The organism is Halomonas sabkhae (genome assembly GCF_030409265.1).
Classification (GTDB): domain Bacteria; phylum Pseudomonadota; class Gammaproteobacteria; order Pseudomonadales; family Halomonadaceae; genus Halomonas; species Halomonas halmophila.
Map to the genome: position 1 here is coordinate 13,161 of NZ_JAUFPM010000025.1, position 20,632 is coordinate 33,792.

Here is a 20,632-nt window from a genome sequence, read left to right on the forward strand (position 1 = left end):
GACGCTACCGAGCCGGGGGCCGGATCGGCCGGGGCTCAGCTCGCGTCGTCGTCGCTCGACTCGAGGATATGATAAAAGCTCCAGTCCTTCACCATGGGATCCTCGGGATTGACGATGATCGACGAGTCCGCGAGGACGTAGCTCTTGCCGGTGATGGTGTTGTCGACGACCTGATGCTCGCCGACCTGGTGGGTGCCGGTGAACTCGCCGATGAAGCCGGTTTCGCGCAGCGAGACGGTCTCCAGCTTGTCGCCGGGTTGAATCCGGCCTTCATGATTCATCAGCGCCAGACGTGCCGAGGTACCGGTGCCGGTGGTGCTGCGACAGATCACGCCGGGATGCACGTAGGTCGCCGAGCGCGAGCGGTAGAAGTCATCGGCGACCTGGTGCACCGGCCCCATGAAGTGCAGGAAGGGCAGGGGGCCGACATCGCCCAGGGTGTAGTGCGAAAAGCCGCGTTCGGCCTGAATGGCCTCGACGATGCGGTGGGCGCAATCGGCCAGCTGACGCTCTTCTTCCTTGACCAGCTTGAAGCCCAGCTCGGTGGCATCGACCAGGGCATAGAAGCCGCCGCTGTAGGCGACGCTGTAGGTGACATCGCCGATGTCCGGCACATGGATGCTGGCCCGATAGGTGTCGATGTAGCTGGGCAGGCCCTCGCAGGTGATGGCTTCCACCACGTCATCCTTGACCAGGGCATCGATCTGCACCAGACCGGCCGGCGCCTCGAGCATGAAGCGTTGCCAACCTTCCCGCTTTTCCACCAGCCCGGCTTCCAGCACGGCGGTGGCGGTGCAGATGGTGTTCGAGCCGGAATAGATGGGATAGCCCATGACCTCCATGATGATGTAACCGGCCACGGCCTGGGGGTCGGTGGCCGGCACGATCAGGTCCACGGACATCTCGGGAATGCCATAGGGTTCCTCGAGCAGCAGTCGGCGCAGGCCGTCGGCATCGTCGCGCAGGTACTCCATCCGGGCGCGCACGGTATCGCCCGGCAGGTCGGCGATACCGTCGAGGACGATGCGGCTCACGTCGCCGCCGGCGTGGGTGTCCAGCAGTCGCAGGCTCTTGGCCTGGGCATGGGGGCGATAGCTCATGAGGTCTCCTCGAGCGCGTGGGGGGCGCCATGCGATGCCCATTCGCTGTCCGGCACGATGACGATCTTGCCCAGGTAATGGCTGCCGCGATTGACGAAGTAGCGCTCCGCGGCGTGCAGTTCGGAAAGCTTGAAGGCGGCATGCAGCACCGGCTTGAGCTGGCCGCCGCGAATCCAGGCGATGAGCTGCTCGGCTTCTTCACGCGTACCGTGGGAGACGCCGAAGATCTGTACCTGATAAAGGTAGATGCGCGTCCACATGATCTCGCTGATGTTGCCGCCGCTGGCGCCGGCGATGGACAGGCGCGGATAGCTGTCGCGGGCCTGCATGTCGAAGATCATGGTATCGATGAAGCGGTCGGTCATCTCGCCGCCCACCAGGTCCATGACGGCGTCGATGGGCGCGCCACCGGTCACGGCCTTGACCTGCTCGGTAAAGCCGCTCATGTCGGAGCGGTCGAGCACGGCCTCGGCGCCGAGGTCGAGCAGGGGGCCTGCCTTGTCCTGCTGGCTGAGGGCATAGGGCACGGCACCGATGGTGCGGCACAGCTGGATCAGGGCGGTGCCCACGCCGCCGCTGGCACCGGTGACCAGGACACGCTCGCCGGCCTTGATGCCTGCCGAGGTCATCATGTGATAGGCCGTCTGATAGGAGCACATGCCCATGGCGGCCAGTTCGGCGTCACTCAGTTCCGGATTGGCGACTTGATGGAACTGGTCGGCCGGCACGGCGACGTACTCCGCGTAACCGCCATCCGCGCCATGGCCGTAGTAGTCGGGTGTCAGGTTGATGTTGCGGCGCTGGTCGGCATAGAGGTTGAAGTCGAGCAGGCCGCGTTCGCCCAGGCGTGCTGCGTCGACGCCGTCGCCCACGGCCACGACCCGGCCGACGATATCGGCGCCCTGGATGCGCGGAAAGGTCAGGGTCGGCGAGCCCCCCATGGCAAAGGAAGCCACCTCGCCCTTGTCCTTGGTCGGGTAGAGCCCTTCGCGGGCCTTGCGGTCGGTGTTGTTCTTGGCGGTGGCCGTCACCTTGACCAGCACTTCACCGGCTCGGGGCGTCGGCGTGCTCACATCCTGGCGATAGACCAGGGTGTCGATGTCGCCGTGGCCGGTGAGCAGCATGGCCGACATGGTGGTGGGGACCGTCTCGGGCAGGGGGCGTGAACCCATCGGCGTACTCCTCGCTTGGGGGATGGCTGAGATATGTGGCGCGTCCGGTCCGGCGGGCCAGAGGCGCAAGCCGCCGACAATAGCAAACAATCGGCGGATGACCACTGGGGTTTTTTTCCGATTTCTCCCTGTCGACTGACGCATTTTTTCCGTGGCTGTCACAGCGTTGACATGGGGTTGTGGGGGGCTGCTTGAAGTGCTGCCGGGGTAGGCGCATGGTGAAATGGTCTTCACCATCATTGCCGGGGTCTGCGCGATGTCACTCCTTGATCTACGCGCCACCAATCTTGCACGTGAACACGTGGCCCACTCGCATGGCCACCATCAACTGATTCTGGCAACCAGAGGCGCCACCGAGCTGTCCATCGAAGGCAATGCCGAACGGGTCACCGGCAGTCGTGGCTGCCTGATTCCCTGTGCCCACCATCATGAATATCTCGGCGATGGCAACAACCGCACCTTCGTGCTGGACATCCCGGTGGCCAGCCTGCCGGACCTGCGCGATGCCAGCGAGATGGAACGGCTCTTCGACAAGCCGCGCTTCTTCGGGGTGCCGCCGGAACTGAATCGTCTGGCGGACAGCCTGATGCAGCAGCTCGAGCAATGTCCGGCGCTGCACAGCGAGATTGCCGCACTGCTACTGCGCGCGCTGTACCTGCATCTCGAATCACAGCCACTTTCCGGCCCCGGGGGTGCCTATGCCGCCGGGCGGGATGGCCGGCTGGACATGGCGCGCCTGGACGACTGGATCGATCGGCATCTGGCCGAGGAAATCCGTGTCGACTGCCTGGCCGCCCAGTGTGCCCTGAGTGTCGGCCATTTCCATGCCTGCTTCCGCGAGCGCATGGGCATGACGCCCCTGGCCTATGTGCAGCAACGCCGCCTCGATCATGCCCGGACATTGGTCAACCACAGTGGCCTGAGCCTCGGGCAGGTGGCGGCCCTGGTCGGGTTCCGCGATCAGGGTAGCTTTTCCCGGGCCTATCGGCGGGCCTTCGAGGTTTCGCCTTCCCGCGAGCGACGTCTGAGCGAAGCGCTTGCCCAGGGATAGGGTGCGCGAGTCTCGGGCAAAAAGTTCTCATTTGCAGGCAAGCAGGATTTCGTCACGCTTTCTACATTGCTGGGTAGCGGTTCGTTGCGGGGCTACCCGGCGAACAACAACAACAGCAAAGACGCGAGGACGAAACGATGCAAAAGACTTCCGTTGCCCGCTGGGCGGCGCTAGCCGCCTTGCCCCTGGCCATTGCCAGCACTCAGGCTCAGGCCCAGTCCTACGAGATGGCAATCTCGACGCTGATTCCCGAAAACCTCAAGAACAACAGCATCTACCCGGCGTTGGTGCACTTCAAGGAGCAGGTCGAAACCCGCACCGATGGTGACCTGGCGGTCAGCATCTTCGGCGGCGGCCAGATGGGTTCCGAGGTGGAAACCGGCTCCCAGGTGCAGGCCGGCGGCCGCGCCCTGCAATCCACGGTGCTGACGTCCGGCGCCATGTCGTCCTTCTATGAAGACTACCAGATCGTCACGGCTCCCTTCCTGTTCGACAACTGGCGCCAGGCCTGGGCGTTCTTCGACAGTCAGTGGTTCGCCGATTTCATGTCCGGCACCATCGAAGCAGCCGACATGCGCTATCTGGGTACCTTCGATGATGGGGGCGGCTTCGTTGCCTTTACCAACAACGAGCGCCTGATCAAGACCGTCGAGGACCTCGAGGGCCTGAACATCCGCACCGAGGAAAACCCTGCCCACGTGGCAACCATGAAGGCGCTGGGGGCTTCCGCCACGCCGTTGCCCTGGGGCGAGCTGATCACTGCCCTGGAAACCGGCCTGGCCGACGGCCAGTTCAATGCGCCGGTGATCAACACCACCTATGGCCTGGATGAGGTCACCAATTACACGACCCTGACCGGTCACGTCTACAACAGCGCTTCCTGGATGGTCAGCGAGACCTGGTATCAGGAACTGCCCGAGGAATATCAGCGCATCGTCACCAGCGCCGCGCGCGAAGCCGTGCAGCTGAGCCACGGTGCCTCGGCCATGCTGGCCACGGCCAGCTGGCAGGAGTCCTGCGAGCTGTTCGAGGAGTGCTACATCATGCCCGTCGACGAGCGTCAGCGCATGGCCGAAATCGCGCGGCCGGCCTGGAAGGACTGGATCGTCAATGACTTCGGCGCCGATGAGCAGCTGGTCGAGGACATGCTGAGCAAGGTCGACGAACTGCGCCAGTCCCAGCCGGAAGAAACCTTCCAGCGTTACGGCCAGTAAGCACGACACTGGCTGACCCCATCGGGTGCGGTAGCGGCAGGTAGGGACCTGGCCGCTGCCGCAGTTCCTAACGCACCTAGCTTCGGGTATCGTCCATGGCTTTATTGACCCAGGCCCGTCGCCTCAGCGATGCCGTCAACCAGGTCGCGATCGTCATCTGCGTGGCCTGCATTCTCGGCATGCTGGCGATCTCCTTCACGGGCTTTCTGTATACGCTCTTCACCGGGGGCGCGCTCAGCTGGACCTATTCACTGGCCCGACTCTTCCTGCCGTGGATCGGCATGCTGTCCTCGACCATTGCGCTGCATTCCGGCGAACACGTCGCCATGACGCTGTTGATGCGCATCCTGCCCGAGTCGCTGGTCAAGGTGGCCGCCGTACTGACCCTGCTGGTCATCGCCTTCTTCGCCGTGCTGGTGATCTGGTATGGCTGGGGCTTTTTCCAGAACGCGTCACAGGTCTACATGGTGTCGGACGCCATCCAGATTTCGCGCAAGTGGACGGCCGTCGCGGTGCCGATTGCCGGCGTGATCTTCCTGCTGCATCTGGTGCATGGCTTCAGTCTGCTGGAACACTTCACCGACGAGGCCGAAGTGATCGAGGAAGCACTGCACAGTGACGATAACGAGGAGCCTGGCTCCACGGCTCAGGACAAGGAGTCGCGCTCATGACGCCTGCCATCATTGCTTTTGTTGTTGTGTTGCTGATCGGCGCCCCCGTGGCCATCGTCATGGCGATCTCGGGTGTTGCCGGTGTCTACTCGCTGGGCGGTGAGCGCCTGGTGGGGATCATTGCCGATCGCATGTTCTCCGGGGTCTCCGGCTACATGCTGATCGCCGTGCCGTATTTCATCTTCACCGCCGAGCTGATGAACCTGGGCGGTCTGACCCAGAAACTGATCGCCTTCAACAATGCGCTCTTCGGTCGCATTCGCGGCTCGCTGTCCCACGTCAACGTGACGGTGTCGCTGTTCTTCGCGGGGCTGACCGGTGCCGCCATCACGGATACCGTGGCGATCGGCAAGATCATGATCCCGGAGATGAAAAAGCAGGGTTATGACGCCGAATATGCGGCGGCGATCACGGCCTGTTCGTCGATCATCGGGCCCATCATTCCGCCGAGTGTGGTGATGGTGGTCTATGCCACCCTGCTGCGCGATACCTCGGTCATCGATCTGTTCGCCGGCGGCATCCTGCCGGGTGTCATGATGACCGGGGCCTTGCTGGTCACCAGCATCGTGCTGGCCTGGATGCGCGGCTATCCCAAGCAGGCGGGCACACCGCTGCGCATGGCCTTCATGGCCTTTCTCACGGCGCTGCCGGCGATGCTGGTGCCGCTGATCATTCTCGGTGGCATTCTCTCGGGCATGACCACCATTACCGAGGCATCGGGCTTCGCGGCGGTCTACGCCATCTTCATCGGCGTGGTCTTCTACCGCAATCTGACCCTCAAGAAGATCTGGAAGGCCCTGGTCACCACGGTGAAGTTTTCCGGTGTGGTGTTCTTCCTGCTGGCCACCTCGGCGGTGCTCGGCTGGTTCGTGACGCGCTCGGGTATTGCGCGTGAGGCGGCCGAGATCATTACCACTCTCAGCGATGTGCCCTTCATCCAGATCATGCTGGTGTGCCTGCTGCTGATCGTGCTGGGTACCGTCATGGACGTGCTGCCGGCACTGGTGGTGATCGGGCCGGTGGTCGTGCCGGCGATGGTGTCGCTGGGCTTTGATCCGCTGCATTTCGCCATCGTCATGATCGTCACCCTGAACATCGCCAATGTGACGCCACCAGTCGGCATGACATTGATGACGGCGGCACGCATCGCCGAGGTGCCCTACGAGAAGGCGATCGTGGCGTCACTGCCGTTCTACTGCGCCTTCATCGGTGTGGTCATGCTGCTGGCGGCCTTCCCGTTCTTCTCTACCTGGATTCCCTCCCTGCTGGGGTGAAGGCTGCTGAAAGGATACCGAGCATGAGGTTTTTCTATCATCCCGACCAGGAGCGCCATGCCCCGGAGAATTTTCTGCTGCGGGGCCGGCCGGCGCCTTCGCCGGAGGGGCCGGTGCGTGCCGAGCTGCTGGCGGAGGGCCTGGCCGAAGCCGGCCTGTCGTTGACGGCGCCGGGATGCGTCGACAGTGCGGTGCTCCGGGAGCGCCTGGCCTGCATTCACACGCCGCGCTACCTGACGTTTCTGGAAACCATCCATGAGCGCTGGCAGGCCCTGCCGGATGCGGCCGAGATCGTCGCGCCCAATGTGCATCCCTGCGGCGGGGGCTATCACTACCCGCGCCATCCGGTGGGGCAGGCCGGCTGGCATCTGCACGACATGGCCTGTCCGATCACCGTCGACAGCTTTGCCGGCATCCTGGCCAGCGCGGCGACCGCCCAGGTGGCCGCCGAGGCGGTGAGTGGCGGCGAGCGTCAGGCCTATGCCCTGTGTCGCCCGCCGGGGCATCACGCCGGACCGGAGCGCGCCGGTGGCTTCTGCTTCCTCAACAATTCGGCCCTGGCGGCCACGGTGCTGCGGGAGAGCTTCTCGCGCGTGGCCATCGTCGATGTGGACCTGCATCATGGCAATGGCACCCAGGATATCTTCTACGCGCGTGATGATGTCTGGACAGGGTCACTGCATGCCGACCCGGCGGACTTCTATCCCTTTTACTGGGGAGGCGCCGATGAAACCGGCAGCGGCCCGGGGCGCGGCACCAATGTCAATCTGCCACTGACGCTGGGCAGCGACGGCCGGGCCTTCCTCGCCGCGCTCGACAGCCTGCTGGCGCGCATGACGGACTTCGCTCCCCAGGCCGTGGTCGTGGCGCTGGGGCTGGATGCTCACAAGGCTGATCCTCTGGCCGGGCTGGCGCTCGAGCGCGAGGACTTCGTCGAGGTGGGGCGGCGACTCGCCCGACTGGACCTGCCCACGGTGCTGGTCCAGGAAGGGGGATACCCCACGCAATACCTGAGTCACAACCTTGCCGCCTTCATGGATGGCTTCACCGGTGCCTGAAGGCGCCATTCGCGACATTTCGCTTACTTGAGACGAGAGAAACCATGAGCCTGACCCTTCACGACAGTAACGCCCGCATGAGCCAGATCGCCATTCACAATGGCACCGTTTACCTGGCGGGCCAGGTGCCCAGCGATGCCAGTGCGGGCATGAAAGAACAGACCGAACAGGTACTGGCGCGCATCGACAGCCTGCTCGAGCAGGCCGGCACCTCGCGCGACCAGCTGATCTCGGCGCAGATCTGGGTCAACAGCATGGCGGAGTTCGCCGAGATGAACGCCGCCTGGGATGCCTGGGTGACGCCGGGACGTCCGCCGGTGCGCGCCGCGGTCGAGGCCCAGCTCGCCAAGCCCGAGTGGAAAGTCGAAATCATGGTCGTGGCAGCGCTGCCGGAGGGCTGATATGCGTATCATCGATGCCGAACAGGTCGCGTCCAGCCTGGCATGGCCGGCGCTGGTCGACCGCCTGGCCGATATCTTCCAGCATGGCGTGGAATCGCCGCCGCGGCATCATCACGCCATGCACCGTCATGACGGTGAAGCCACGATGCTGCTGATGCCGGCCTGGGAGCAGGATGGCTATATCGGCGTCAAGATGGTCAATGTCTTCCCCCAGAACGCTCAGCACGGCCTGCCGGCCATCTCGGGCGTCTATTTCCTCAGCGAGGGGCAGCACGGGCGCCCGCTGGCCTGCATCGACGGCAGCGAGCTCACCCGGCGTCGCACGGCCGCGGCCTCTGCGCTTGCCACTCGCGAGTTGGCGAGGGAAGACGCCGAGACCCTGCTGGTGGTCGGCACCGGCAAGCTGGCGCCGATGGTCATCGAGGCACACGCCTCGGTGCGGCCGATCAAGCGCGTCCTGATCTGGGGGCGTCAGCCGGAAAAGGCCGAGAAGATCGCGGCGGCCTATGCCGAGCGCTTCGAGACCCGAGCGGTGACGGATCTGCAAGCCGCCTGTGGTGAGGCCGACCTGATCAGCTGCGTGACGCTGTCCAGCGAGCCGCTGGTGCGCGGCGAGTGGCTGTCGCCCGGCACCCACCTGGACCTGATCGGCGCCTTTCGCCCCAGCATGCGCGAGACCGATGGCGAGTGCCTGCGGCGTGGCGAGGTGTTCGTCGATACCTATGCGGGGGCCCGTGGTGAAGCCGGTGATATCCATCAGGCCATCGACGAGGGCGCCTTCGCCTTCGAGGACATGCGGGCCGAGCTGGCCGAGCTGGTGTCCGGCAGCCGACCGGGGCGCAGCGGACCCGAGGCCATCACGGTGTTCAAGTCGGTGGGGGCCTCGCTGGAGGACCTGGCGGCGGCCATCGAGGTCTGGGAAGCCCGGAGCGACGCCGAGTGAGTACGGGGTTTTTCTGGCACGAGCGGTGTTTCTGGCATGACCCTGGTGCGATCGGGGTCTTTGCCTCGACCGGCGAATATCGCCAGCCCCAGGCGGCCTCGGAAAGTCCCGAGAGCAAGCGCCGGCTGAAGAACCTGCTGGAGGTCTCGGGCCTGATCGATGAGCTGCAGGTGGTCAAGGCCCCGCCGGCCCCGGATGAGGCGCTGCAGCGGTTTCATACTGCGGACTATCTGGCGCGCCTGCAGGCGGGTGATGCCGCCCAGGGCGGGGATGCCGGTGACTGTGCGCCTTATCTGCCGGGCAGTCTGGCCGCGGCGCGGCAGTCCGCCGGCCTGGCCATGGGCGCCGTGACGGCGGTGGCGCGAGGCGAGCTGCGCAATGCCTATGCCCTGTGCCGGCCCCCCGGGCATCACGCCGAGGCGGACCAGGGACGGGGCTTCTGCCTGCTGGGCAATATTCCGGTGGCGGTGCTCCAGGCGCGAGCCCAGGGACTGGTGAAACGCGTCGCCATTCTCGACTGGGATGTGCATCACGGCAATGGTCAGCAATCCGCGTTCTATGACGACCCCGAGGTGCTGACCATCTCGGTGCATCAGGACGGCAACTATCCACTGGAGACCGGGGCTTTCGAGGAGTTCGGCAGTGGCGACGGGCGGGGTACCAACCTCAACCTGCCGCTGCCGCCGGGCTGCGGCCTCGGGGCTTATGACTATGCCATGCAGACGCTGATCGTGCCGGCCATCGAAGCATTCGCACCGGACATGGTGATCGTGGCCTGCGGTTATGACGCCTGCGCCAAGGACCCGCTGGGCAAGATGATGCTCAACAGCCGCGCCTTCGGTGACATGACCAGGGCGCTGCGCGACCTGACCGCCCGTCTCTGTGAGGGGCGGCTGGTGTTCATCCACGAGGGCGGCTATTCGGAAGGCTATGTACCGTTCTGCGGCCATGCCGTGATTCAGGCCTTGAGCGGTAGCCGTATCGCCCTGCCGGACCCGCAGAACGAGGAAATCGCGGCCTGGGGGTATCAGGACCTGCAGTCGCATCAGCGTCAACTGATGGATGACTGGCGGCGTCGCTGGTTCGGATCATTCAAGAGCTCGGGAGAGACACATGACGCCTCTGTACGATCGTGATGGCTGGATCTGGCTGGATGGCGACTGGGTCGCCTGGCGGGATGCCACGACACACCTGCTGACCCATAGCCTGCACTATGGCATGGGCTGTTTCGAAGGCGTGCGTGCCTACTCGGGTCCGTCCGGGACCCATCTCTTCCGGGCCGAGGCTCATACACGCCGGCTGGTGGAAAGCGCCCATATTCTCGATATTCCGCTGGCCTTCGACGGTCAGTCGCTGATCGAGGCCCAGCGGCAGTGTCTGGTGCACAATGAGCTGCAGGATGCCTATCTCAAGCCGACCATCTTCCTGGGTGCCGAGGGCCTGGGCTTGCGTGCCAAGGGCCTGACCACGCACGTGATGGTGGCCGCCTGGGATCTCGGCGCCTACATCACGCCGCAAGCGGCGTCGGTGGGGCTGCGGGCCATCACCGCTTCCTGGTCGCGTCATCATGTCAATGTCACGGCCTGTCGATCCAAGACCAACGGCAATTACGTGAACTCCATGATGGCCCTGAACAGCGCCGTCAAGGCGGGCTTCGACGAGACCGTGATGCTGGATACCGAGGGCTATGTGGCGGAGGCCTCGGCCGCCAATATCTTCCTGCTGCGCGACGGCGTCCTGCATACCCCGCCGACCACTTCCTGCCTGCAGGGCATCACGCGCGACAGTGTGATTCAGCTGGCGCGGGACGTGCTGGGCACCGAGGTGGTGGAGCGCCGCATCACGCGTGACGAGCTGTATACCGCCGATGAGGCCTTCGTCACGGGCACGGCGGCCGAGATCTTGCCGCTGCGCGAGCTTGACGGGCGCCATATCGGCGCCTTGAAGGGTGCGCCGGCAGCCACTGAGCCGGTGGCTGCCGATTCCTTCACGGCGCGCATCCAGGCGCTCTACCAGCGCGTTACCCGTGGTGACCTGGGGGATGACCTGAGGGATTATGCGAGCTGGCTGACGCCGGCCGGCTGATCACTGCTGGCGTGAGACCAGCCAGTAGGTCACGCCGAGGGCCAGCACCACGGCGGCAATGGCGACAATGTAGTGGGGGGACAGGGTGTTGAGGTCGAGCACGATGACCTTCCGCGCAATGGCCATCAGGGCCGTCGCCACGACGAGTTGAATGGGCAGTACATTGGTGCCCAGATAGAGTCGTATATTGACGAAGATTTCGATGGCGATCAGCACCACCATGAAGGCACCGAACAGCTTGAAGATGTCGCCCACTTCGAGAAGCAGGAAGGGCGGCTGCATGAGCTGCTGATAGAGCACATAGACGACATCGAAGATGCCCCACAGGATGACGAAGGCCATCAGCACGGCCAGGACCCTGACGCCGACGCGTATGGCCTTGTGCAGCACGCCGATCAGAGGGTCATCGTGCTCTTCCGGCAACTCATCATGCAGAATCTGGTGATGTCCGGGATCGCGATTCGGGGTCATGGTGTCTCCTGGGCAGGGCTTGCCCGGCTATCTTAGCCCGCTCGCGAGAGATCCCCAAACCGCCTCTATCAACACAAGGGCGCCACGCTGCCGAGCAACGTGGCGCCATCGAGTCGTCCTCCCTGGGCAGCGTCCTGATGCCGATCTCCCTCAGGGGCTTCCTGCACCCTGGCATCCGTGTCGTGGCAGTGTCAGTGTCCCTTGCATCCCGACAAGTCGGGCAACGTCATGATGGCGGCAGGAGATGACAGTGTCATGCCAGTGAGATTATGGGCAGGTTTAGTAGCGGCCGTCACCCTGCATACCCTCCTCGAGCGAACTCAGCAGACCGCGCAGCAGGGAGATATCCCGTCGCGTGGGTTGAGCGCGATCGAAGAGGGCGCGCAGCTGTTCCTCGGTACGCGCATGGGGCTGGGTGATGAAACCACTGGCGTGCATGACACGCGACAGGTGGTCGTGGAAGTGATGCAGCTGCTGGCGCGTGGGCAGTGGCACCGAGGCATGTGCGGGCGCTTGGTAGTCACTGTCGGGCTGTCGGCGCCAGGCGCTGAAGGTTTCGTAGGCCAGCACCTGAACCGCCTGGGACAGGTTGAGGACACCATAATCCGGGTTGGCGGGAATACTGACCTGGTGGCTACAGTCGCGGATCTCTTCGTTGACCAGACCGAAGCGCTCGCGGCCGAAGACCAGAGCCACCGGCCCCTGGCGGGCATTGGCGACGAGATCGGCGGCCATCTCGGTGGGCTCGTCATAGTGGGGCAAGGGGTAGCTGCGCAGGCGCGCACTGGCCCCCACCACCTGGGTGCAGTCACTGACGGCCTCGGTCAGCGAGGTGAAGACGCGTGCCTGATCGACCACATCCTCGGCGCCCGCCGCGAGCCGTGATGCCTCGGGGTCCGGATAACAGCGCGGATTGACCAGGGCCAGATCGGTCAGCCCCATGGTCTTCATCGCCCGCGCCGAGGAGCCGATGTTGCCGGGGTGATACGTCTGGACGAGAACGATGCGGATGTTGGTCAGCATAGATAGATGAGGCAAGAAACAAGAGGGAAGAAAGACACGGGGTCGGAGATTCAGCTGATCCGCGATTCTACATGGTCTATCGCCTTCCTTCTTCCTTCTTCCGTCTTGAACGAAAAGACCCCCACCGGTTTCCCGGCGGGGGTCAGTCTCAGGGTGAACCGAGAGGGACGGGTCGGCTTACATCATGCCGCCCATGCCTCCCATTCCGCCCATGCCACCCATGTCGCCTCCACCGGAGGAATCCTGGTCGTCCGGGTCGTCGGCGATCATGCACTCGGTGGTGATCATCAGGCCGGCGATGGAACCAGCGGACTGGATGGCGCTGCGGGCGACCTTGGCCGGATCCAGCACGCCCATTTCGAACATGTCGCCGAATTCACCGGTCTGGGCGTTGTAGCCGAAGTTGCCTTCACCGTCCTTGACGCGGTTCAGGATGACCGAGGGCTCCTGGCCGGCGTTGGCAACGATCTGACGCAGCGGGGCTTCCATGGCGCGCACGGCGATGGCGATGCCGTGGGTCTGGTCTTCGTTCTCGCCCTTGAGGCCGGCGATGCGTGTCAGCACGCGGACCAGGGCAGTACCGCCACCGGGCACCACGCCTTCCTCGACAGCGGCGCGAGTGGAGTGCAGGGCGTCCTCGACGCGAGCCTTCTTCTCCTTCATCTCGACTTCGGTCGCGGCACCCACGCGGATCACGGCAACGCCACCGGCCAGCTTGGCGACACGCTCCTGGAGCTTCTCGCGATCGTAATCGGAGGAGGTGTCCTCGATCTGGGCACGGATCTGGGTGACACGGGCTTCAATGTCATTGTCCTTGCCGGAGCCATCGATGATGGTGGTGTTTTCCTTGGACATGGTCACGCGCTTGGCGGTGCCCAGATGGTCCAGGGTGACCTGCTCGAGGTCGAGGCCGACTTCTTCGGAGATCACGGTGCCACCGGTGAGGATGGCGATGTCCTGCAGCATGGCCTTGCGACGGTCGCCGAAGCCTGGCGCCTTGGCGGCCGCGACCTTGACGATGCCACGCATGTTGTTGACCACCAGGGTCGCCAGGGCTTCGCCCTCGATGTCTTCGGCGATGATGATCAGCGGCTTGCCGGCCTTGGCGACGGCTTCCAGTGTCGGCAGCAGCTCGCGGATGTTGGAGATCTTCTTGTCCACCAGCAGGATGAACGGATCTTCATGCTCGACGGACATCGATTCCTGATTGGTCACGAAGTACGGCGAGAGGTAGCCGCGATCGAACTGCATGCCTTCGACGACATCCAGCTCGTCTTCGAAGCCACGGCCTTCATCGACGGTGATGACGCCTTCCTTGCCGACCTTCTGCATGGCGTCGGCGATGATCTTGCCGATGCGCTTGTCGCCGTTGGCGGAGATGGTGCCGACCTGGGCGATGGCGTTGGAGTCGGTGCAGGGCACGGACAGCTCACCGATTTCCTTGACGGCAGCCTCGACGGCCTGGTCGATGCCGCGCTTGAGGTCCATCGGGTTCATGCCGGCGATGACGCCCTTGAGGCCCTCGGTGACGATGGATTGCGCCAGAACGGTGGCGGTGGTGGTGCCGTCGCCGGCCACGTCAGAGGTCTTGGAAGCGACTTCCTTGACCATCTGGGCGCCCATGTTCTCGAACTTGTCCTTCAGTTCGATTTCCTTGGCGACGGAAACGCCGTCCTTGGTGACGGTGGGTGCGCCGAAGGACTTCTCGAGCACGACGTTGCGGCCTTTCGGGCCCAGCGTTGCCTTGACGGCATTGGCCAGGGTGTCGACGCCTTTCGCCATGCGAGTGCGTGCATCACTGGAGAACTTGACTTGTTTTGCTGCCATTTTCGTATGCTTCCTGTGAGTTCGTGAACGTCAGAATTCGCGCGAGTCTGGTGTCGAGGCTCAGCCTTCGACGACGGCCAGAACGTCGGATTCGCTCATGATCAGCACTTCTTCGCCATCGACCTGCTGCTTCTCGACGCCGAAGCCATCCTTGAAAATCACGGTGTCGCCGACCTTGACGTCGAGCGGACGGGCTTCGCCGCTGTCCAGAATCCGGCCGTTACCGACGGCAAGGACTTCGCCCCGAGTCGGCTTTTCCTGGGCACTGCCCGGGAGCACGATGCCGCCTGCGGTTTTCTGCTCTTCTTCGACGCGACGGATGACGACGCGATCGTGCAAGGGACGGATGTTCATTGCTCACGTTCTCCTGATGGTTGCTGTGCCGGGCGTCGCTGCCACGGCGATTGACATCGATTTACCGCGGATCATCCGCGGAATGAAGGCAACGCCTTCTGTTGGCTGGACCCTGAATGATCAGGGTCGGATTCCGTTGCTGTCAGATAAGTGGGGCTGGCTGAGCACCTTTCAAGCCCCTGCCGATAAAAAATTTTCAATGACGGCGCTGCTCGTCGCGGCTGATGAAATCGCCCTCGAGAGGGCCGTCACCCTGCTGTTGCGAGGCGGCGCCCGATTCCCGGGTATCATGGGCGCGCTGACTGCTGTCGGCCTGGTGCCACTGGCCATCGGTGGTGGTGCCCGAACCAAAAACGCCGCCCTGGACATGGATGTTGCCCATGCGCATGCCGACGCGTCCCAGCAGCTTGCCCATCAGCCGGCGTGCATCGGGGATCAGGCACATGAAGCCGAGGGTGTCGGAGATGAAGCCCGGCGCCATCAGCAGGGCACCGCCGAATATCAGGGCGGCTCCGGTCAGCAGCTCGCTGGAGGGGACCTCGCCATGGCGCATGCGCTCCTGGGCGCGGGCGAACGTGGCAACGCCTTCGCGCCGGATGAGGTGCAGGCCCACGAAGCCGGTGCCCAGAACCAGCAGGAGTGTGGTCAGCAGCCCGATATGGCTGCCCACCGAAAACAGGACGACGAAGTCGAGTAACGCAAAGACGGTAAAGATGACGAGAAACGGCATGATGACTCCAATCTTGAGGATATTCAGGAAATGGGGACGCTGTCGGTAAAATCAAGTATTCGACCCTGACAGGGGGTGTCCTGGCGTGGCCGGCCACGTAGACTCGGGCGAATCGTATTATCGATCCTTCAAGGGGGACTTGCATGCAGCTGGACAACAGGATCATTGCCATCACCGGTGGCGCTCAGGGCCTGGGTTTGGCCATGGCACAGCGCCTGGGCCATCAGGGGGCGGTGCTCGCCCTGCTCGACCGGGACGCCGAAGGACTGGACCGGGCCTGCCGGGCCCTGGCCGGGGCGGGCATTCGCGCCCGGGGCTTCGAGATGGATGTGGCCGACGAATCGTCGGTTCAGCAGGCCTTCACGGCCATCGAGGATACGTTGGGTGGGCTCGATGGACTGGTCAACAATGCGGGAATCGTTCGCGATGGCCTGCTGGTCAAGGCACGTGACGGCCAGATCGAGTCCATGATGTCGCTGGCCGACTGGCAGAGTGTCATGGATATCAATCTGACGGGGGTATTCCTCTGTGGGCGCGAGGCGGCATCACGCATGATCGCGTCAGGCCGTCAGGGGGTGATCGTCAATATCTCGAGCATTTCCCGGGCGGGCAATGTCGGGCAGAGCAACTACTCGGCGGCCAAGGCCGGGGTGGCGGCCCTGACGGTGACCTGGTCCGGAGAACTGGCGCGCCATGGCATCCGGGTCGGCGGGGTGGCACCGGGCTTTATCGAAACCGAGATGACCGCCTCCATGCGCGACGACATGCTGGAGCGCATCACATCCGGTGTGCCGCTCAAGCGGCTCGGACAGCCCGAGGATATTGCCGCCAGCGTGGCCTTCATCTTCGAGAATGATTACTTCTCGGGGCGTTTGGTGGAGTGTGATGGCGGCTTGAGACTATAGGGAGAACACTGCTGAAATGCCTACGCATGCAAATCGCTTCGTTGCGCGGTACTCGAAAGCTCGCCTAACTATGTGTTATGTCTCGCTTTCTGTGCTCCGTGCGCCTCGCGTTTCACTATGCTCGGCGATTTGATCAGCGTTTCCTGGTCAGTCGATATCGGAGGCGGCGACAATAATGCCACCGACCAGGCCGGTGGCATTCCTTGCGGCACTTCCCGTATTGGCCTTGCCTGTCGAGTCTCTCGATGGGGCGTGGTGCAGGGCCCGGTGACAGGCCGGGGGCGTTTCAGAAAGTGACCTGATCCGCGAGTCCTTCCACTGTGGCATCGCCGATGCCCGAGACGCGCGTCAGTTCGGAGGCGTCGTCGAATGGACCGTTGGCTTCGCGGTTGTCGACGATCGATGCCGCCTTGACCTCGCCGATACCCGGCAGTTCGGTGAGCAGGGTCGCGTCGGCGGTATTGACGTCGATCGGGGCGACTTCGGCGCTGTCGCTGCTGGCCTGGGTCGCGTCAGTGCTGGATGCTTCGCTTTCCTCCTGAGCATGGCTGGGCAGGGCGATGCCGAGTAGCAGGGCAAGCCCCAGGCTGGTGGTCAGTCCCTTGAGTCGAGTCAGCATGCGAATGTCCTCATCGAGTGGTTGTGTCGCCAATGCCACGCTTGGCATGCGCTGGTTAACGGGCCTCGCCGGAAGGGTCTCGACACGGCTCCAGCAACGTCCGCTCCCGTGTTTCAAGCTAGTGACACGACCGTGGCCATGGCGTAGGCGAAAGCGGAGGGCGAACGACGATATCGATGATGGAAAGCGCGGGATTTCGGCCAGGTAGGATGTGGCACTTGGCTGGTATAATGCGCCGACTCATTCCGTTGCCCAGGAGCCTGCCCGTGTCCGTTGCTTCTCCCCTGATCATTGCGCTCGATTACACCTCCCAGGATGCTGCGTTGTGCATGGCGGATCGCCTGGATCCGTCACGCTGCCGGGTGAAGGTCGGCAAGGAGCTGTTCACGCGCAGTGGCCCCGGCGTGCTGGAAGCTCTGCATGGACGGGGCTTCGAAGTATTCCTCGATCTCAAGTTCCATGATATTCCCAACACCGTGGCCGGCGCCGTGGAGGCGGCGGCTGATCAGGGCGTCTGGATGGTCAACCTGCACGCCGCTGGCGGCCGTCGCATGATGGAGGCCGCGCGGGACCGGCTGGACCAGCACCGGCTTGCCACGCACCTGATCGCGGTCACGGTGCTGACCAGCATGCAGGAGGAAGACCTGGTGGAGACAGGCGTCACGGCCGGCGCGGCGGAGCAGGTGCTGCGTCTGGCGTCGCTGGCGAGCGAGTGCGGGATGGACGGTGTGGTGTGTTCCTCGCATGAGGCGACCCGCTTGACGGAGCGTATCGGCGCGGATTTCCTCAAGGTCACGCCCGGCATTCGCCCGGCTTCTGCGCTGGCGGATGATCAACGGCGTATCATGACGCCGTCGGCGGCGATGGCGGCGGGGAGTACCCATCTGGTAGTGGGGCGGCCGGTCACCCAGGCCAGCGATCCCATGCAGGCCCTGGCGAGCATCGAGCAGGAGCTGGCGGGTATCTGAGTCGAGCCCTGTCGGGCGGCGTCGCTATTCGCCCTCGATGCCGGTGATGGGCTGGGTGGTGCCCCAGCTGCGGCATCGGGGGCATTGCCAGTGCAGCTGCTCGCCGCTGAATCCGCAGCGGCGACAGCGGTGACGCGGCCGCGCCTGGAGCAGGGCACTGGTATGCTGCTGAAGGCGTTCTATGCGCTCGTCGTGTGTCAGGTCGTCCTGCCGATACAGGCGCATCAGGTAGTCGACGGCGCCCAGGCTGGGTGATTGATCGAGCTGGTCGGCGATCAGGTTCATGGCTGCCCGGGTATTACCGTGATGTCGGCGCAGGCTGTCGGCGAGCATGACGATCACGCTGGTGAAGGGGGCCTGGTCGAGCAGGGTCTCGAGGTGGCGTATCAGGCCGGCGTCGTCATCCAGCAGCCGGTAGGCGCGGCCGAGCGGCGTCAGCATGGTGGGCACGAAGGCCTTGTCCTGACCCGGTATGCGGTCGAGCAGCTTGATCGCCTGGCGATACTGCCCGGTATCCAGCGCCATTTCCGCCAGCAGCAGGTTGGCACGCACACAGCGGGAATCCGTGGTCAGGGCCTGCTTCAAATGCCGCCTCGCCAGTACCGGGCTGGCCGAGTGACGTTCCCTGTCCGCCAGCTCGCAGAGCCAGTGCGACGCCGCGCGGCGAATGTCGTCATGGTGTCGTGTCAGGGCCGGCAGGGCGACATCCAGGGCCGCCTGCCACTCGCCTTCACGCTCGAGCAGGTCGACGAGAAAGCGCTTGGCGGTATGACGCAGTTCGTCATCATGCGCTTCCTTGATCAGGCCCTGCAGGAGACGTTCGGCACGGTCCAGCAGCCCCAGGTGCAGAAAGTCCCGCGACAGCTCGAGCTGCACGCGCTCGCCCTGATTCTGGGTCAGGGCGGGGCGGGCGAGCAGGTTCTGGTGAACCTTGACGGCGCGATCGGCCTCGCCGCGCTGACGGAAGAGGTTGCCCAGCGCGATATGGGTTTCAATGGTGTCGCTGTTGACTTCGAGGGCACCGATGAAGGTCTCGATGGCGCGGTCCTGCTGATCGTTGAGCAGGTAATTGAGGCCCACGAAATAATCGCGGGCCAGGGGCGAGGAGGCTGGCGCCGCGCTGGAGGCTCGGCGCTCACGGCGGCCCAGCCACCATCCGATGGCGACCGCTGCCAACAACAGAGCTAGCAGCAGAATGTCGGGCATGTCAGGGGAGTTCCTTCATCTCCTGGATGCGCAGCCGGTCGAGTTCCTTGCGTTGCTGCTGATTGTGACGTTGTGCCCGGGTGAGCAGGGTGCGCAGGCGGAGGTAGACGCCACTCATTGCCAGCATGCCGAGCAGCACGCCGCAGGCCAGCGAGGCGAGCAACCAGAAGGATAGTGAAGCCGCCGGTAATTCAACCCAGATCAGGTTGAGGGGCAGGGCCTGCTGGTTGTTGACGGCAAACAGGATGCCGACCAGCAACACCGCCAGCAGGATGATGGCCAGGATCAGGCCTTTGAGCCAACGCATGTGCTTGTTCCCGTATCGTGAGGTTTGAGGTGATCAACCGGGCCGTGGCCGGTATTCAATAGCCCAGGGCGCGACTGGCATCGACCTGCTCGCGCAGTTCCTTGCCGGGCTTGAAGTGTGGCACGAATTTACCACTCAGTGCGACCGGGTCGCCCGTCTTGGGATTGCGCCCGGTACGCGGTTCGCGATAGTGCAGCGAAAAGCTGCCGAAACCACGGATCTCCACGCGTCCTCCATCGGACAGAGTGTCGGTGATGTCATCCAGGATCATGCGCACGGCGGCTTCGACATCCTTGACCGACATCTCGGGTTGTCGCATGGCAATCTGTTCGATTAATTCTGATTTGGTCATCGGCTCTCTCCGTGATGCCCGGCGGGGTCGTCCTGGCCGAGTGAATTGTTCGCTTCAGCATACTGCGCAATTGTCGAGAAAACAACGCACTACAAGCTTAGCCAGAAGTCGTGCCGATCTCCAGTTTGAAAGCTGGGCGCCCGGGGCGTAAAGGCGCCCCCGGGGGTCGTGCCCGGAACGCCCGGTCTCGGGTATACTGAGCGGCACACTCAACGGATCTAACGAGGCCGATCGTGAACGATGATGCGTCCGCGGCAAGCGCTCTGCGCAAGCGCCTGTACTGGCACTCTCGACGGGGCATGTGGGAACTGGACCTGATGCTGGTTCCCTTCCTGGAGCAACGCTACGACGCGCTCGACGAGCGCGATCAACTGGCCTTTCAGGCATTGATCGGCGAGGAGGATCAGGATCTGTTTTTCTGGTTGATGCGTCGCGACTGGCCGCAGGAGCCCGAACGGCGCCGAATCGTCAAGATGATCGTCGAACATGCCGAAGGCACCGATAATACTGCCTATCAGGGCCTCTAGGCTGTCGATGATGCTGCATGCCGGTACCGGAGGGCTGGTGGCGGCATGGCTGGCATGGTCGACGAGCGGCTGGCTGGCGGCCCTGGCGTTGGCTATCTCGGGCGGGTTGTTGTGGCGAATCCGGCGGGCTCCGCCGCACGCCGAGTTGCGCTACCGGCCCGGCGAAATTGGTGTTCGGGCGTGGAGCTGGCGCGAGCACTCGCGGGCGGAGTGGCAGGAGCTGAGCCTGCAATGTGATTACCTGGGCCCCTGGTTGATCGGTCTGCGGGGCAACAAGCGGCGCCTGTGGTTATGGCCGGACTCGTCCGACCCCGAACGGCTGCGGGCCTTGCGCCGCGCCCTGGCATCGTCGGGCGAACAGAAGGGCTAGCGGC

General features: G+C 64.1%; 23 protein-coding genes and 1 pseudogene. 13 read left to right on the top strand and 11 right to left on the bottom strand.

Annotated elements, in window-relative coordinates:
• Window positions 1–35: 35 nt before the first annotated feature.
• Together QWY79_RS15570 and QWY79_RS15575 are read right to left on the bottom strand one after the other, a co-directional pair.
• On the bottom strand, window positions 36–1,100 hold the full coding sequence (locus tag QWY79_RS15570; protein WP_290274820.1) for a proline racemase family protein: 1,065 nt from the start codon (window positions 1,098–1,100) through the stop codon (window positions 36–38).
• Entirely contained in the window at window positions 1,097–2,272 is a 1,176-nt protein-coding gene (locus QWY79_RS15575) for an alcohol dehydrogenase catalytic domain-containing protein (protein WP_290274823.1), read from the bottom strand. The genes QWY79_RS15570 and QWY79_RS15575 overlap by 4 nt, the downstream gene beginning before the upstream one ends.
• 256 nt (window positions 2,273–2,528) lie before the next feature.
• Here QWY79_RS15575 and QWY79_RS15580 point away from each other — a divergent pair, with 256 nt between their 5' ends.
• From QWY79_RS15580 to QWY79_RS15620, 9 genes are all read left to right on the top strand, one after another.
• Window positions 2,529–3,323: an AraC family transcriptional regulator gene (locus tag QWY79_RS15580; RefSeq protein ID WP_290274827.1), complete on the top strand. Its 795-nt coding sequence runs from the start codon at window positions 2,529–2,531 to the stop codon at window positions 3,321–3,323.
• 137 nt (window positions 3,324–3,460) lie between these two features.
• The gene (locus tag QWY79_RS15585; protein WP_290274830.1) at window positions 3,461–4,537 is read left to right on the top strand and encodes a TRAP transporter substrate-binding protein; all 1,077 of its coding nucleotides are present in this window, start codon (window positions 3,461–3,463) and stop codon (window positions 4,535–4,537) included.
• Window positions 4,538–4,632: 95 nt separating this feature from the next.
• Entirely contained in the window at window positions 4,633–5,208 is a 576-nt protein-coding gene (locus QWY79_RS15590; protein WP_290274832.1) for a TRAP transporter small permease, read from the top strand.
• A complete protein-coding gene (locus QWY79_RS15595) occupies window positions 5,205–6,482 on the top strand; it encodes a TRAP transporter large permease (RefSeq protein ID WP_290274834.1) in 1,278 nt (425 codons plus the stop codon). Before QWY79_RS15590 ends, QWY79_RS15595 begins: the two co-directional genes overlap by 4 nt.
• 23 nt (window positions 6,483–6,505) lie before the next feature.
• On the top strand, window positions 6,506–7,540 hold the full coding sequence (locus tag QWY79_RS15600; protein WP_290274837.1) for a histone deacetylase family protein: 1,035 nt from the start codon (window positions 6,506–6,508) through the stop codon (window positions 7,538–7,540).
• Window positions 7,541–7,584: 44 nt separating this feature from the next.
• Window positions 7,585–7,941 (top strand): RidA family protein, encoded by a 357-nt coding sequence (locus QWY79_RS15605; RefSeq protein WP_141318351.1) that lies wholly within the window; start codon window positions 7,585–7,587, stop codon window positions 7,939–7,941.
• Window position 7,942: 1 nt separating this feature from the next.
• On the top strand, window positions 7,943–8,884 hold the full coding sequence (gene lhpI / locus QWY79_RS15610) for a bifunctional Delta(1)-pyrroline-2-carboxylate/Delta(1)-piperideine-2-carboxylate reductase (protein WP_290274842.1): 942 nt from the start codon (window positions 7,943–7,945) through the stop codon (window positions 8,882–8,884).
• Window positions 8,881–10,020 carry a class II histone deacetylase gene (locus tag QWY79_RS15615; RefSeq protein WP_290274844.1) on the top strand — a complete coding sequence of 380 codons (1,140 nt, stop codon included), beginning with the start codon at window positions 8,881–8,883 and terminating at the stop codon, window positions 10,018–10,020. Before lhpI ends, QWY79_RS15615 begins: the two co-directional genes overlap by 4 nt.
• The gene (locus QWY79_RS15620) at window positions 9,998–10,969 is read left to right on the top strand and encodes a branched-chain amino acid transaminase (RefSeq protein WP_290274845.1); all 972 of its coding nucleotides are present in this window, start codon (window positions 9,998–10,000) and stop codon (window positions 10,967–10,969) included. Before QWY79_RS15615 ends, QWY79_RS15620 begins: the two co-directional genes overlap by 23 nt.
• Here QWY79_RS15620 and QWY79_RS15625 read toward each other — a convergent pair whose 3' ends face one another.
• The 5 genes from QWY79_RS15625 to QWY79_RS15645 form a co-directional block, all read right to left on the bottom strand.
• Entirely contained in the window at window positions 10,970–11,440 is a 471-nt protein-coding gene (locus tag QWY79_RS15625; RefSeq protein ID WP_290274847.1) for a phosphate-starvation-inducible PsiE family protein, read from the bottom strand.
• A gap of 279 nt (window positions 11,441–11,719) precedes the next feature.
• A complete protein-coding gene (locus QWY79_RS15630; protein ID WP_290274850.1) occupies window positions 11,720–12,463 on the bottom strand; it encodes an RNA methyltransferase in 744 nt (247 codons plus the stop codon).
• 177 nt (window positions 12,464–12,640) lie between these two features.
• Window positions 12,641–14,290, bottom strand: coding sequence for a chaperonin GroEL (gene groL, locus QWY79_RS15635; RefSeq protein ID WP_141318361.1), 1,650 nt, complete (start codon window positions 14,288–14,290; stop codon window positions 12,641–12,643).
• Window positions 14,291–14,350: 60 nt separating this feature from the next.
• The gene (locus tag QWY79_RS15640) at window positions 14,351–14,644 is read right to left on the bottom strand and encodes a co-chaperone GroES (RefSeq protein WP_141318363.1); all 294 of its coding nucleotides are present in this window, start codon (window positions 14,642–14,644) and stop codon (window positions 14,351–14,353) included.
• Window positions 14,645–14,840: 196 nt separating this feature from the next.
• A complete protein-coding gene (locus tag QWY79_RS15645; RefSeq protein WP_141318364.1) occupies window positions 14,841–15,374 on the bottom strand; it encodes an FxsA family protein in 534 nt (177 codons plus the stop codon).
• A 143-nt stretch (window positions 15,375–15,517) separates the two neighbouring features.
• Between QWY79_RS15645 and QWY79_RS15650 the strand changes: the two genes are divergently transcribed.
• Window positions 15,518–16,279: an SDR family oxidoreductase gene (locus QWY79_RS15650; RefSeq protein WP_290274858.1), complete on the top strand. Its 762-nt coding sequence runs from the start codon at window positions 15,518–15,520 to the stop codon at window positions 16,277–16,279.
• 286 nt (window positions 16,280–16,565) lie between these two features.
• Here QWY79_RS15650 and QWY79_RS15655 read toward each other — a convergent pair whose 3' ends face one another.
• On the bottom strand, window positions 16,566–16,898 hold the full coding sequence (locus tag QWY79_RS15655) for a ComEA family DNA-binding protein (protein WP_290274859.1): 333 nt from the start codon (window positions 16,896–16,898) through the stop codon (window positions 16,566–16,568).
• Window positions 16,899–17,164: 266 nt separating this feature from the next.
• Here QWY79_RS15655 and pyrF point away from each other — a divergent pair, with 266 nt between their 5' ends.
• Window positions 17,165–17,866 (top strand): orotidine-5'-phosphate decarboxylase, encoded by a 702-nt coding sequence (gene pyrF, locus QWY79_RS15660; protein ID WP_290274861.1) that lies wholly within the window; start codon window positions 17,165–17,167, stop codon window positions 17,864–17,866.
• 24 nt (window positions 17,867–17,890) lie between these two features.
• Here pyrF and lapB read toward each other — a convergent pair whose 3' ends face one another.
• The 3 genes and pseudogenes from lapB to QWY79_RS15675 form a co-directional block, all read right to left on the bottom strand.
• A complete protein-coding gene (gene lapB, locus QWY79_RS15665; RefSeq protein ID WP_290274863.1) occupies window positions 17,891–19,072 on the bottom strand; it encodes a lipopolysaccharide assembly protein LapB in 1,182 nt (393 codons plus the stop codon).
• Between the two features lies 1 nt (window position 19,073).
• Window positions 19,074–19,379 carry a lipopolysaccharide assembly protein LapA domain-containing protein gene (locus QWY79_RS15670; RefSeq protein ID WP_141318374.1) on the bottom strand — a complete coding sequence of 102 codons (306 nt, stop codon included), beginning with the start codon at window positions 19,377–19,379 and terminating at the stop codon, window positions 19,074–19,076.
• Between the two features lie 55 nt (window positions 19,380–19,434).
• Window positions 19,435–19,734, bottom strand: a pseudogene (locus QWY79_RS15675) (integration host factor subunit beta); the annotation flags it as partial.
• Window positions 19,735–19,964: 230 nt separating this feature from the next.
• Between QWY79_RS15675 and QWY79_RS15680 the strand changes: the two are divergent.
• Together QWY79_RS15680 and QWY79_RS15685 are read left to right on the top strand one after the other, a co-directional pair.
• Window positions 19,965–20,258, top strand: a complete 294-nt coding sequence (locus QWY79_RS15680) for an FAD assembly factor SdhE (RefSeq protein ID WP_141318378.1) — start codon at window positions 19,965–19,967, stop codon at window positions 20,256–20,258.
• 7 nt (window positions 20,259–20,265) lie between these two features.
• Complete coding sequence (locus QWY79_RS15685; RefSeq protein ID WP_290274867.1) at window positions 20,266–20,628, top strand: protein YgfX; 363 nt, start codon at window positions 20,266–20,268, stop codon at window positions 20,626–20,628.
• Window positions 20,629–20,632: the final 4 nt, after the last annotated feature.